This is a genomic window from Bacillus sp. S2(2019), from assembly GCF_005144805.1.
GTDB lineage: Bacteria > Bacillota > Bacilli > Bacillales > Bacillaceae > Bacillus > Bacillus altitudinis.
On record NZ_SWFL01000001.1, the window covers coordinates 202,484 to 216,479 of the forward strand.

The 13,996-nt window shown below is 39.9% G+C and carries 10 protein-coding genes; all 10 read right to left on the minus strand.

Annotation, left to right across the window (positions count from 1 at the left end):
* Positions 1-2: 2 nt before the first annotated feature.
* Positions 3-794 (minus strand): DUF3388 domain-containing protein, encoded by a 792-nt coding sequence (locus tag FBF75_RS01040; RefSeq protein WP_003211480.1) that lies wholly within the window; start codon positions 792-794, stop codon positions 3-5.
* 131 nt (positions 795-925) lie between these two features.
* On the minus strand, positions 926-1,183 hold the full coding sequence (locus tag FBF75_RS01045; RefSeq protein ID WP_008344693.1) for a DUF3243 domain-containing protein: 258 nt from the start codon (positions 1,181-1,183) through the stop codon (positions 926-928).
* 73 nt (positions 1,184-1,256) lie between these two features.
* The gene (gene ymfI / locus FBF75_RS01050; RefSeq protein WP_019744181.1) at positions 1,257-1,985 is read right to left on the minus strand and encodes an elongation factor P 5-aminopentanone reductase; all 729 of its coding nucleotides are present in this window, start codon (positions 1,983-1,985) and stop codon (positions 1,257-1,259) included.
* 29 nt (positions 1,986-2,014) lie between these two features.
* Complete coding sequence (locus FBF75_RS01055) at positions 2,015-5,134, minus strand: MMPL family transporter (RefSeq protein ID WP_136944356.1); 3,120 nt, start codon at positions 5,132-5,134, stop codon at positions 2,015-2,017.
* Positions 5,112-5,588 (minus strand): MarR family winged helix-turn-helix transcriptional regulator, encoded by a 477-nt coding sequence (locus FBF75_RS01060; protein ID WP_007499493.1) that lies wholly within the window; start codon positions 5,586-5,588, stop codon positions 5,112-5,114. The genes FBF75_RS01055 and FBF75_RS01060 overlap by 23 nt, the downstream gene beginning before the upstream one ends.
* A gap of 151 nt (positions 5,589-5,739) precedes the next feature.
* Positions 5,740-7,032: an EF-P 5-aminopentanol modification-associated protein YfmH gene (gene yfmH, locus FBF75_RS01065; RefSeq protein WP_017359055.1), complete on the minus strand. Its 1,293-nt coding sequence runs from the start codon at positions 7,030-7,032 to the stop codon at positions 5,740-5,742.
* Complete coding sequence (yfmF, locus tag FBF75_RS01070; protein WP_008344702.1) at positions 7,029-8,309, minus strand: EF-P 5-aminopentanol modification-associated protein YfmF; 1,281 nt, start codon at positions 8,307-8,309, stop codon at positions 7,029-7,031. Before yfmF ends, yfmH begins: the two co-directional genes overlap by 4 nt.
* 145 nt (positions 8,310-8,454) lie before the next feature.
* Positions 8,455-11,571 (minus strand): MMPL family transporter, encoded by a 3,117-nt coding sequence (locus tag FBF75_RS01075; protein ID WP_048003278.1) that lies wholly within the window; start codon positions 11,569-11,571, stop codon positions 8,455-8,457.
* 319 nt (positions 11,572-11,890) lie between these two features.
* A complete protein-coding gene (bcbE, locus tag FBF75_RS01080) occupies positions 11,891-13,120 on the minus strand; it encodes a bacillibactin exporter BcbE (protein WP_225310403.1) in 1,230 nt (409 codons plus the stop codon).
* A gap of 103 nt (positions 13,121-13,223) precedes the next feature.
* Positions 13,224-13,949, minus strand: coding sequence for a GntR family transcriptional regulator (locus FBF75_RS01085; protein WP_008344706.1), 726 nt, complete (start codon positions 13,947-13,949; stop codon positions 13,224-13,226).
* Positions 13,950-13,996 lie beyond the last annotated feature (47 nt).

The following is a 13,996-nucleotide window of genomic DNA, read 5'->3' on the forward strand; positions in this document are numbered from 1 at the left end:
TATTAAAAATCGAAGCCAGAAAAACCAGAATGATCAAACACTTGTGGTTCTTCAGCGTGCTCGTATGTAATTTCTTCGTCTGCACTATTACGCAATTCAATGATGTAGTCGAAATCATCCATTGTATATTCCGAATTTTGAATAAAGATATCTGGATGCTCTACCACCTTTGTAGCAGGCAGTCTCATAATTTCTCTTAAAAGCTGTAAGTGCTTTTCAGAACCTCTTCTTGTCGACACAATCCCATCAATAATAAAGACGTTATCTGGGCTGTATTCATCTGCAATCAGCTGACTGCGAATGGTCTGTTTCAAAAGAGTCGACGATACAAACAGCCATCTCTTACTGGCACATACACTTGAAGCAACAATTGATTCTGTTTTTCCAACCCGCGGCATTCCGCGAATTCCAATCAATTTATGTCCTTCTTTTTTAAATAATTCAGCCATAAAATCAACAAGAAGACCAAGCTCGTCCCTTTCAAAACGGAACGTCTTTTTGTCATCCGCATCACGCTGAATGTATCTTCCATGACGAACAGCTAAACGGTCACGAAGCTTTGGCTGTCTTAGTTTCGTTACTTTTATCGTTTCCATTGTATTTAAAATTGATTCAAGCCGCTTAATTTGATCTGTGTGGTCACATCGAAGAAGCATACCGCGTCTTGATACATCAACACCATTAATTGTCACAATATTAATTGAAAGCATCCCCATTAAAGAAGAAATGTCTCCTAAAAGTCCGGGACGGTTCACCTGTATCTCATATTCAAAATACCATTCGAGCTTTGCCAAATGATATTACCCCCTTCATTGTGGCAAATTTTTACCTTCCTTTATCATAAAGCATTTTCACATTTTTAGAAAGCACAATGTTGCTAAACGTTTAAAATAAAAAGAGAGGCACAAACGACCTCTCTTTTTGTTTAGTGCGAGCTATTATTTTCAACTAGCTTGACCATCATGTTTGCAATGGCACGCTGCTCATCTTCTGATGCAACGCTCCAAAGGTCAGAAAGTACTCTTTCTTGCTCATTCTTTGCTTCAACTTCATTAGCCAGGTATCCGCCAATTTCATACGCAAGGTTATTGATGGTATCATCTGATAAACCTTTATCCTGTGCATGATTTAAACGGTCACCTAAAAAGTTTTTCCAATGGTCCCAGCTCTCAAGTACAGACATGTCGATTCCTCCATTCGAAAAGATGAATTACAGCCATAGCTTTTGTCATGGAGAGACGAATTATACACGTTTTTTAACAGTACCAGCCGCCATTGACAGATAAAATTTGACCTGTGATATAACTTGACTGCTTGGAGGCAAGAAACCAAATGGCATCGGCTATCTCTTCAGGTGCAGCAAGACGGCCGAGTGGAATCTCCTCTTCCATCATCGCAAGGTCTTCTTGTGTGAAGCTTTTCATCATATCAGTCTGAACCGCACCTGGTGAGACTGCATTTGCTCTAATTCCACTTGGGGCAAGCTCTTTGGCAAGCCCTTTAATGAAGGCATTTTGAGCACCCTTGACCATACTGTACAGTACTTCACACGAGGCACCGGTTTCCCCCCATATTGAGCTAACTGCAATAATATGACCTGACTTTTTTTGAATCATGGCAGGCAAAATAGATTGGGTAAGCTCATATGGACTTGTCACATGAAGCTGCACCATGCTGGCTAGAACTTCTTTTTCAGTATCTGTCACTAAACCAACATGACTCTTTCCGCTATTTAAAACAAGAATATCTGGATCAAGCGGCAGGCGGCTGACAAGCTCCGCTGCTCCGCCTGTTTTCGCTAAATCAGCTTGAACGACGTGCGTTTCTACTTGATATGTTTCTTTGAGATCAGCGGAAAGACGACTAGCCGCTTGTTCATTTTGATGATAATGGAGCATCAGATGGCAGCCTTCTTGGGCAAGCTTTTTGGCTGCCGCCTGCCCAATTCCGCCACTGGCACCAGTAATCAGCGCCCAACGACTCATACTTTGTTCCTACTTTCTTTATGGAATCCTTATTCTTTTCGTTTAAATGGGAACCAATTGGCTGAACCGAACAATTTGACCATCACAGGTACGAACAATGGTAGCACAACGAGTGCATACAATAAAAGTCCAGTTAGAACAAGTGTTGCAATTTGTAAGAGTGACAATACACCTGAAGGTAGCATCGCTGCAAATGTTCCTGCCAAAATGACGGCAGCAGACATAATAACAGATCCCATATTTTTCATTGATTCAGTCATGGCAAACTGGATGTCTTTTGTTTTGTATTCATTGAAACGTTCCATTAAGAAAATTGAATAATCGACTCCAAGCGCCATTAAGATGACAAAGCCAAAGAATGGAACAGCCCAGTTGATGCCCGGATATCCGAAGAAATGGGTGAAAATAAATTCAGTTATACCAATGGCGGTAAAGTACGTTAAAATCAGCGATCCAACTAAGTAAAGCGGCATCACGAGCGAGCGGAAGAGAATCACTAGTATTAAGAAAATACCGATCATCATGTAAAGAACCGTCTTATTGAAGTCTTGGTCTGACAGCTGTTTTAAATCAGCGTTCATACTTGAAACACCAGATACGCCAAATGAAACATCTTTTAGGTTTGTTTCAGGAAGTGCACGTTTGACCGAAGCTTCTACTTGTTTAATTGTTTTCATGGCGTCGTTTCCATATGGATTGTCTTCTAAAATGACGTCAATCTTTGTCATTTTGCGGTCATCCGACATATAGGAATCGAACACTTGCTTGAATGCTTTATTTTTTAGGACATCTTTTGGAATAAACCAACCGGCCATGTCTTGATCTGGCGCGTTTTTCAGTTCATCTAAGTAGTCTCCTGCACCCATTAAGCCGTTTGAAATTTTCTCAAGGCCGTCGACACTTTTGTTTAGACCATCTGTCAGCTTGGTCAGATTGTCACCAAAGCCGCCAATTTTTTCTTTCATTTGTTTTTGACCATTAATGATGTCGCCGGCTCCATTTGCAAGTTTAGGCATACCATCAGCTAACTGCCCTTGGCCTTTAGACGTTTGATCTAGCCCGTTTTCAATGGCTTCTAAGCCAGCAATCAGCTCATCAATTTGATTTGTAAACACTTTTTGCTGCTCTGAAGCTTTTGCGATAAAAGCATCTGCTGCTTCAAGCTGTTTTTTTGCTTCTTTTGCTTGTTTTGCATAGCTGTCAGCCTGTTTGGCTCCTTCTTGCAAGGTAGTAGAAAGTTCCTTATATGAAGCTTTGATGGCTTGATATGATTGATTTTCTTTCACTTGCGGAATTTGCTGCTCAAGTGTACTGAACTGTTTATTCGCTTGACTGATCAAAGCTTTCACATCCGCTGCGGCAGAGGATGACGTATCGACTTGTGCCAATGCTGCTTTTAATTCTTTGGAAATGCTTTTATACAGTGCCACTTGCTGATTCACTTGTGCGACTTGATCTGTTAATTCCTTTTTCGCACCCTTTATTCTTTCTTTAATTTCAGAAACGCCTTTTTTGTTTTGATCGATATAGGTTTGCAGTTCTCTCATCGTTTTTTCGACGTTTTGAATACCTGATTTTACGGATTCGGTTCCAGAAATCAATTTGTTAATGCCTTTTCCTGATGCTTTAATTTGTGGTGTTTGATCCTCGATGGATTTACTCATGGTTGTAAGAGCATCTTGGATCTTTTTCAACCCTTCGTTACTTTTATCAAGCCCGCTATTTAGCTCTTTGGCTTGAGATTTCACGTACAGATCATTCAGTCCTTTTCCAACAGGGCGTGTCGCACTTCTTACTTTACTCACGCCATCTGTTTGTTCAATAGCGCGGCTTAGTTTTTCAACAGCAATCAGACCTTCGTTATTGTCTAAAAGATCGGATGATTTCACGACAACGGTTGCTGGAAGGGCTTCACCTGGTCCAAATTTGTCAGAGATCGTATTAAATGCATTGACGGATTCGTATTTATTGCCGATTTCGTCTAGGTTGTTATATGAAAGTGTTCCTTTATACATAAGAATCGCTGGAAGGGTAATAATTGCAACGATTAGCAAGCTGAGAAGTGGTTTCATAAATGAAAAACGACCGGCTGTTTCCCACATTTTCGATTGCGGGTGAGCAATATCGCCTTTGATCGGCCAAAATAACACTTTTCCTAAAACCGCCATAAAGAATGGAACGACAGTGAGCAATGCCACAATTAACACGGCAACACCAACCGCCACGGCGACAGCTGATTTATACAGTTGGAATTCGGCTAATCCGATACACGTAAAACCAATGAGGACAGCAATTCCGCTGAATAAAACGGTTTTACCTGCCGTCTTATATGTTGTAATAATCGCCTCAATCTTATCTTTTCCGTGAGATAGTTCTTCTTTAAACCGGCTTAGCAACAGGATGCAGTAGTCGGTTCCAATCCCAAACATGATGGCGACCATAAAAATTTGGGTAAAGGTAGAAAGCGGAAAATCAACATACTTTACTAGGTAAGCCACAATGGATTGGCTGACCAAATAGGAAAGCGCCACGGCCACTAAAGGAACGAACGGTGCCACTGCGGATCTAAAGACAAGCACAAGAACAATTAAAATAAACCCAATTGTAATGAATTCTGTTTTTTTCAGACCTTCTTGTGAGCTTGTGATGACATCATCGTCGATTAGCGGCTGCCCTGTCATTTCAAATTTCAGGTTCAGGCTCTTAAGCTTTTCATTGACTCTTTCTTTAAAATCGGATGCTTTGATTTTGTTCGAGTCGTATGTAACTGGAACAAGAAGTGTTGTTTGATCTTTAGAGAGCATCTGTTTTTTAATATCTTTGTTTGCATCAAAATAAGAAGTGATGTCTTCCACATGGAGATCTTGATCCTTTTCTAAAATCTCCATCGCTTTCTTTAAAGAGGCTTCTCTTTCTTTAACGATATCCTTTCCTTGAAAGACAATGACGATCGATTTTTCCGTATCCCCATTTTCAGACATGTTCTTTAATAATTGATCGGCGTAGGAAGAAGGATAACCATCTGGAACAGAAATCTGCCCTTTTTCTTTTGTTAATTGTGCCATATTAGGAGCGGTGATTAATAATACAGCCGCTAGTACGACCCAAAGGATCGTGATCAGCCATCTACCCTTTATGATTGCTCTCATTACTATGTTGTGCCTCCTCTTCGATGATAATCTGATAAATCTTTTCATATGTTTGAATAAATGATTCGATTTCTTTTTCATCAAACTTTTCTAAATATGACCGAACAAGATCCTGAAGCTGCTTTTCCATTCGGCTGACCACGTCTTTTCCTTCGGGCGTCACATAGAGATGAACATTTCTTCGATCAGCTTGATCATGCTCTCGATAAATATAATCTTTATTAAAAAGACGATTGGTCATGGATGTCACAGCACTTTTATTGACATTACATTCGATGGCAAGGTCTGTTGATGTACATCCCGGGTGTAAATTGATGTATCGAAGCGAGTAATATTGATCAAGTGTCAGTTCTTTATCGAGCTTTTCCGTGATCATACTCGATACTTTTTTCTCCATCATGAGATAGACGTCCGCATATCTCTGGATGAGCTGGGCAATTTTATTTTGTACCATATGCTGCTCCTTTAGTTTGATTGTTTAACTATTAAAGAGTTTAACTAATACCCAAAACAATTGTCAATCAATATCTCCGCATATAAAGCGCTTTCTTTAGCTGGACACAAAAAAGACAAACTCTTATACGTTGAGTTTGTCTTTTTTTCATTTATTTTGCTTTCGGCACGACTTTGAAAACTGACATTCTTTCTTCATCAATTTCTTCGTCTAAGATTTCCTGAATATCTGTTAATTGGATTTGCTCCAGTACTGGCACGACATCAAATAAGCTCATTTCTAAGAATGCGTATCGAGTGAATTGATTGGCGATGTACTCCGGGGAGTTCATCGCTTTTAAAAAGCTGCCAATTTTTTTCTTGCGAGCAAGTTCAATCTTTTCTTCTGTGATCAGGCTTTTTGCTTGAAGAAGCGTTTCTTTTAATTCATCTGCGAGTTGATCAGGGTCATTTGTGTCTCCGCCAACTGAAGTGAAGCCAAAACCGCCTTCTTCCGTATAATCGTAACTGAATGTCTCATCAATCAAGCCTTTTTCATACATACGCTCATATTGCAGAGAACTTTTACCAAACAATGTCTCTAAAATAAGATTCATGCCAAGCTCATGTTTGAGGAGCTGTTTTCCTTTTTTATGCGGGTTTTTCGTTTTCAAACCAAACATACATTTAGAACCTTGTACATTCATTTTCAGTTCGTATTCTTTTCGGTATACACGATCAGGTTCATTGATCTCTTTCCGCTGAATATCCGGCTGATCGGTAAATGGTTTTTTTGCCTGATTCGCTCTTACTTGGTCTAAAATTTGCGCCGGATCAACAGGACCCACTACAAAAAGAAGCATATTGCTTGGGTGATAGAACGTTTCATAGCATTCATATAAATGGTCTTTCGTAATTGGCGCAATGCTTTCAACGGTTCCAGCAATATCAATTCTCACTGGGTGCTCTTGATAGAGGTTTTCGATCAGACCAAAGAATAAACGCCAATCTGGATTGTCATCATACATGTTGATTTCTTGACCAATGATGCCTTTTTCTTTTTCGACCGTTTTTTCAGTAAAATAAGGCTCTTGCACAAAATCAATGAGTGTTTCAAGATTCTGTTCGACATTGGCCGTGCTTGAAAATAAGTATGCCGTTCTCGTAAACGTCGTAAATGCGTTTGCGGCTGCTCCCTGTTTACTAAATGTATGAAACACATCACCATCTTCTTTTTCAAACAGCTTATGCTCTAAGAAATGGGCAATTCCATCAGGCACTCGGATCATGTCTTCTTTGCCAAGCGGCACAAATTCATTGTCAACAGAGCCATATTTTGTTGTGAAGGTTGCATATGTTTTGTTAAACCCTTGTTTTGGCAGCACATAGACGTCAAGTCCGCTGTCCATTTTTTCGTGATACACCGTCTCTTGCAGCTGATCGAATTGAATTGTTTTCACTGTCATGAAGCACCCTCCGTTCCTTTAAGAAAATAGGTCGTATCCCATTCGATTTTTTGACCCACTTTGATGATGTCCTCTTTTGTCACTCTGTCTAACGCATCTAAAAAGGAATCGAGGCTCTCCCCTGTTGGCACGACGGCATGCTGATATAAGTATTCCGCTGTTCCATAAGACGTATCAATGGTTTCGAGCAACTGGTTTTTGACGACAGCCTTTGTCTGTTCAATTGCTTCATCAGAAAAATCGCCTTTTTGCATGGCATCAAATTGTTCTTTGATGATGTCTACTGCCTGCTGATAGTTGCCGACTTCAATTCCTGACATGACCATCATCAAACCTTTAAAGCTCTCAAGTCTAGAGACAGCATAGTACGCAAGACTTGCTTTTTCCCGCACATTGATAAATAGCTTTGAATGCGAGAAGCCGCCGAATATGCCATTAAACAAATGCAGCGCCGGATAATCTTCATCCGCTATCGTTGTATGTGTGCGAAAGCCAATGTTTAGCTTTCCTTGTTTTACGTCCTCTTCATCAATGACTTCTTTTGGCTCTATTTGTGATCTTGATGATTCGGTATTTTGTTTGACCGGCTCTCTTTCACTTGTTTTAAAGTATTGCGAGACCATTCGATTAATGTCTTGTTCATCAACGTCTCCCACAACATAGAGATCCAGCTGGTTGGACTGAAGTGCATGCTCGTATGCTTTAAAGAGCGCTTCTGACGTAATCGCTTCGACGTCTTCCATTTCACCATTGACGTGCAGTGCATATGGCTCACCTTTACACATTTCCTGCACAAGTCTTAAGTTTGAATAGCGCATTTTGTCATCATAAACGGCTTGAATGCGCTGTTTCAATGTTCGTTTTTCTTGCTCAACGTACAATTCATGAAATACCCCGTTTTCCACGTACGGGTGGAATAATAGTTCAGAAAGTAAGGCAATCCCTTTTTCTAGTAAAGGGGTTTGATCCTTTAAATATTTTTCATTCGCCATTTCTAGACGAAAGGTAATGATGTGATTTTCACCTTTTTTCGCCATGTCTGCGGAAACGGTCGCCCCATAGAGCTCGTCGAAATAAGCACGAAGCTCTCCCGTTTTCGGCATTTTTTCTGTTCCTCTTAAAAGCACATGCGGGAAAAGAGAACGCATGGTGACGTCATCTTTGGATAAAGGCGCAAGCATTTTAAAAAGGATCGTCACGGTTTTAAATTTTTCTGTTTTGACAATATGAGTATGAAGACCAGGTGTATCAAATGTCTTCTCTTGTAAGTACGTCATGAGAAACCTCCTTTGTTCATCCTATTTATTATGTATTAGAACATAGCTGATATATACGTGAAACAGCCATTTAATAGTCATTATATCAATCAGAGGAAAGGATAGGAAATAAAAACGCCTCTGCTAAAAGCAGAGACGCAGGTTGTTATTTCATTCTAAACGGCCACCAATTCCATTTTCCAAAGATGCGAACCATGACCGGGATAAAGAGTGGTAGAACAACAAAAGCATATAATAAAAGTCCAATGAGTACGACCGTTGCAATTTCAACTAATGATAATACACCCGAGGGCAGCATCGCAGCAAAAGTACCCGCTAAAATAGCAACTGCTGAAATAATGACCGACCCCATATTTCTCATCGCTGATATCATGGATGCTTGAACATGCTCTCCCTTCCATTCATTAAAACGATCCATGAGGAAGATCGAATAATCAATGCCGAGGGTCACAAGGATCACAAAGCTGAAAAATGGAACAGCCCAGCTGACACCATCGTAGCCAAAGAATGTTTTGAAAATCCATTCTGTTAAGCCAATGGATGTAAAATACGTTAATATGAGTGACAGTGTTAAGTATATCGGCATGACGATTGACCTTAATAATATAACTAAAATAATAAAGATACCAATTAACATGAAAATAACCGTTCTAATAAAGTCACCGTCTGACGTTTCTTTTAAGTCAACATTTAAACTGGAGATACCAGATACACCGTAGTTGGCGTTTTTCAAACCACTTACAGGTAAATATTGATCAAGGGTTTCTTCAATTTTTGCTACACCTTTCATTGCTTCATTGCTGTATGGATTTACATTTAAAATCACTTCAAAGGTTGTTAATTTACGATCTGGGGACATATACGTATTAAATATTTTCTTAAATTCATGGCGTTTCAGTACTTCTTCTGGTATAAACCAGCCCGTTACTTCTTCATCTGGTGCTTCCTGAAGCTGTTTTAAGTAGCTGTCCGCCTCGGTAAAGCCGCTTTTTACTTGCTCAAGTCCGGAAATACTTTCATCTAATCCATCTGTTAATAGTGAGAGTTTAGATGATAGCTGGTTAAACCCTTTTTTCACGGCTTTTTGGCCATCAGTCAGTTGATCTGCACCATTTTCAATTTTAGGCATTTCTTTGATGAGCTGTTTTTGTCCTTTATTCGTTTCATCAAGACCATCATAAATTTGATCTAGACCTGTCATCAGCGCCTTTACTTGTTGTTTGATTTCTTTTTGCTTGCTTGAGAACGTTTGAATGACTTGATCTGCTTTCTTGATCTTTTGTTTAAAGGCAGATGCTTCCTCTTCATAGACGCTCATTTGCTCTCCAGCTTGATCGAGCATTCCTTTTGTGTCTTTGAATACTTTTTTGATTTCTTTATATTCATTCATATCTTTGATTTCTGGAAGCCGGTTTTCAAGTCCTTCAAATGATACGTTTTCATAGGATTGTTTCACTTTCTTAATCGTTGTCATCAGTTGCTCATTTGATGTTGCGTGACCTTCCAGTGTGCTTACGACTCGTTCAAGGTCTTGAATCATGGTTTCACTTCTGCGGTATTCTTGCTCTAATTCTTTTTTCGCTTGTTTGATTTCAGTGCGAATGGTTCCTACGCCCTCTTTACTGCGCCTCACCCCATCCTCTAAAGAAATGAGTGATTTCCTCACTTCTCCGATCCCGCCTTTGATGGCTTTTGTCCCATCAATCAATTGATCAATCCCTTTAGCGGATTCTTCAATTTTTGGTTTTTGTTTGAGAAGTGCTAAGTTTGTTTCGGTCAAGCCATCTGTAATTTTCCCGATGCCCTCATGACCTTTCCCAAGCTCTCCTCCCAGCTCTTTCGCTTGAGAGGTAACGTAGAGCTGACTTAACCCGTCTCCAACTGGGCGAGTGACACTGCGAACCGCTTTTACTTCCTCAATGTCACTTAACTTACGGGTCAGTTTTTCAATCATGACGATCTTTTCTTGATTATCGAGCTCATTGTCACTTTCGACAAGCACATTCAGCGGCAGCGCTTCACCAAAGCCAAATTGCTCAGATATCGTATTAAATGCAGACACTGACTCATACTTTGTCCCAATCTCATTTAAACTATTATAAGAAAGAGTGCCGTCATACATCAGAATTGGAGGAACAGTGATGAGTGCAACTACCCCTAAGCTGATGAGCGGTCTTTTAAATGAAAAGCGCCCAGCCCATTCCCAAATCTTACTTTGTGGATGACGAATGTTTTCTCTTTTAGACGGCCAAAAAAGGGATTTTCCGAAAACCGACATAAAAAAGGGAACGATTGTGACAAGTGCAATGAGCAGAATGCCAACGCCTACGGCAACGCTGACGGCTGATTGGTACAATTGGAATTTTGCGAAACCAATACTTGAGAAGCCGACTAACACAGCTAAGCCGCTGAAAAAGACCGTTTTCCCTGCACATTGATACGTGATGATAATTGATTCTTTGACATCACGCCCCTGACCAATCTCCTCTTTAAAACGGCTTAAAAGTAATATACAATAATCCGTTCCTATACCGAACATAATAGCTACCATAAAAATCTGAGTGAAATTAGACAGAGGAAATGGTGTATATTCTACGAGAAAAGCCACAATACACCGGCTGACAGCATAAGAAATGCCAATCGTAATAAGCGGAACAACAGGTGCCAGTATCGATCTGAATACAATTATTAAAATAAAGAAAATAAAAATCATCGTAATAAGTTCAGTTTTCTTCAGACCTTGTTGAGAGCTTTTAATGACATCTGAGTCCACAAATTTTTGACCTGTCATTTCATATGAGACGTTGTAGGGCTTTAAAACTTCCTCAATTCGTTCTTTAACCTTCACAGCTTTTGTTTCGTAGTGGTCGAATTTGAATGGAACAAGAAGTGTACTTTTATCCTTTGATAAAAGTTGTTTTTGAATGTCACGTTCTACATGAAAATACGAAGTAATTCCGTCAATGTGGAGTTCTGGGGCATGTGTCATGAGTGCAGCTAAAGCCTTTTTTAATTCCTGCTCTTTGGCAGGGAACAAATGTTGTTCGGAGAATACAATCACACCAGTATCTTTTTTCCCATTATGATCTGAAAGCTTATCCAATAAGTGAAGTGCCTCAGCTGTTGGTGTCCCCTCTGGAACCTTTAACTGCCCTTTTTCTCTTGTTAATTCCTCTAAATTGGGCGCAGTAATAAACAGAATCACAGCTGTTATCATCCACACCATTAATACAATCCATCTTGCTTTAATTATTTGCAACATAGCTGCTTCAAGCTCCTTCTAGTTCATCAATCAATTTGCTGTTTTTGAGCGTGTCTGAAGTGCTGAATTCGTCTCCTTCAACGTGCTAATGGCAGGATGACCTATTCAATTGTCCTTTCGTGTTGAAGAAACGCATATCCATCATCAGCCACGAGCTCAATTTCCGCCTTAAAACAAAGACAGAAAATGAATGTTTTTGAACACCTCCTATTTGGGATAATTTAAAAGATATTACTATACATTAGTTTAACTATCAAAATTTTACATGTCAATTTATAAAAAAGAAAAAAGATGGCAAAATACCGTCTTTTTTCTATGTTTAAACCGTTTTCAATTGTTCACTTTCATCCTTTTCATCTGGCTGGATGAAAAAGAGGACCAAAAATAATGAAATGAGACTACATATGGTCGATAGAATAAAAACGATGGAGTCTCCTTTATCCATAAGAAATGCGTAAATTGGAGGTCCTAAAGCAACACCGATAAACCGCATACTGCTATAAAATGACGTAATGGTTCCGCACTGCTCTTTTTCAATCCCTTCTGTTATCAACGCATCAAGTGCTGGAAGCACAATGCCGATTCCTACGCCCCCTATACTTAAGCAGATAAACAACACGTAAAAACTGTGATTCCACCATAAAAATATATACGAAAGTGATAAAAGAGCCATACCAACGATGAGAAATATCCTCATCTTCCCCTTTTCTTTTCCGATTGTTTTCCCCGCAATGTACGAGCTGATTGATAAGAAAAGGAGCGGGATGCTTAGCAGCAAGCCTTTTTTGACACCCGTTATTTGATACGCTGCTTCTAGGTTATCTGACAAATAAAAGAGCACGCCAAAAAGAAGAAACATAATAAAACCACCAATAGCAAAAATGGCATAAAGCCAGCGTCCTTCATGCTTAAAAATCGTCTTTGTTGATTTTAAAAACTCTTTAAATGTAGGCGGATCTTCCTCTTTCTTTGCGGATTCAACCATAAACAGTACCATCACAAAGCTGATGATTGAAAAGAATGGAATGAACCAAAACGGTACAAACCAAAACCAAGAAGCGAGAAGTGCCCCAATAATAGGACTTAGTACCTTTCCAGCTGTATTAGAAGTTTCAATGGCTCCAAGTCCCGCACTTACCTCTTCATCATCATGAAACAAGTCGCCAATAAACGGCATAACGACAGGTGCTGCCCCGGCTGAGCCAACTCCTTGAAGGACCCTGCCAAATAAAATCCACATGTAGGGTTCTTTCATGATGGTTGAGGCAACAGCTGCCACAGCTCCTCCAAGTCCTGCGATTAAAAGACACGGCAAAAGCACCTTTTTTCGCCCAATTCGGTCAGATAAATAACCGGCAATCGGAATACACAAAATCGCCACAACGGAGTATACCGTAATAATGAGTGACACTTGAAAGGAAGTGATTGAGAGTTTCTTTTCGATCTCTGGTAATACGGGTATTAGCATCGAGTTCCCAAGTGTCATGATTAGAGGCACTGATGATAATGCAATAATATTCTTTTTACTGACTGTTTTCTCGCCCAACATCATTCACCCAATTCTATATACTGTTACGTATTAGTGTGGCATGTTTCACGGGTTTTATGTATGGGCAAACAAAAAGCAACCGCCTATGGAAGCGACTGCTTTGTTAAAATCGTTTACGTATGACATGGAAGCTGAATTTATCCGCTCGAAAATAATTGAGCGAGTATAAGACCGGCTGATCATCTTGATCATAGTGCATTTGTTTCAGTAAGAGTAACGCTGTTTCTGGGTCACATTCTAGTATCGGTGAAACCTGATCGTGATAACCAATCGGTTCGATGTCTGCCACTGCATATTTAATTCCGCTGTGCGGTTCTCTGCCAAACAGCTCAAAAAGCGATTCTTCCTCATGAGTAAAAGAAGCGGGAAGATGTTTGACCGGAATTTTATCTAAACAATAGACGACTGGCTGTCCATCTGCTGTTCGAACGCGTTCCATTGAAAAAACCTTCTCGGATTCATCACACTGAAAACGAATGACATCATTCTCTGTCGGCTCCCCTTCTTGTGAGGACAAAAAGATGGTACCTGGCGTCATATTGACCTGTTCAATCATTTTTGTGACACTAGTCAGCTGTTCAATACCAGTAGAAAAAAGCGGTCTTGAGTTGACGAAAGTCCCCACACCATGCCTTCTAATTAAATACTTCTCTTCTTCTAATATACGAAGGGCTTCACGAAGGGTCGCTCTGCTCACGCCTAAAAGCTTTGAGAGCTCAAACTCAGAAGGGAGCTTTTCTTTTTCGGCATATACACCTGTTTGAATATCTTCTTTAATACGGTCAATCACTTTCAAATATAAATGGCGATTGTCTGTTTTGGTCGACATGTTTTCCCTCCGTCTAATCAATGCAAATGATAAGATGAGAAATCTCT

Coding starts and splice junctions, on each gene's coding strand:
- bcbE (WP_225310403.1), bottom strand. CDS start 13,120: ATGTTGGGCGAGAAAACAGTCAGTAAAAAGAATATTATTGCATTATCA.
- ymfI (WP_019744181.1), bottom strand. CDS start 1,985: ATGAGTCGTTGGGCGCTGATTACTGGTGCCAGTGGCGGAATTGGGCAG.
- FBF75_RS01055 (WP_136944356.1), bottom strand. CDS start 5,134: ATGAGAGCAATCATAAAGGGTAGATGGCTGATCACGATCCTTTGGGTC.
- yfmH (WP_017359055.1), bottom strand. CDS start 7,032: ATGACAGTGAAAACAATTCAATTCGATCAGCTGCAAGAGACGGTGTAT.
- FBF75_RS01085 (WP_008344706.1), bottom strand. CDS start 13,949: ATGTCGACCAAAACAGACAATCGCCATTTATATTTGAAAGTGATTGAC.
- FBF75_RS01045 (WP_008344693.1), bottom strand. CDS start 1,183: ATGTCTGTACTTGAGAGCTGGGACCATTGGAAAAACTTTTTAGGTGAC.
- FBF75_RS01060 (WP_007499493.1), bottom strand. CDS start 5,588: ATGGTACAAAATAAAATTGCCCAGCTCATCCAGAGATATGCGGACGTC.
- FBF75_RS01075 (WP_048003278.1), bottom strand. CDS start 11,571: ATGTTGCAAATAATTAAAGCAAGATGGATTGTATTAATGGTGTGGATG.
- yfmF (WP_008344702.1), bottom strand. CDS start 8,309: ATGACGTACTTACAAGAGAAGACATTTGATACACCTGGTCTTCATACT.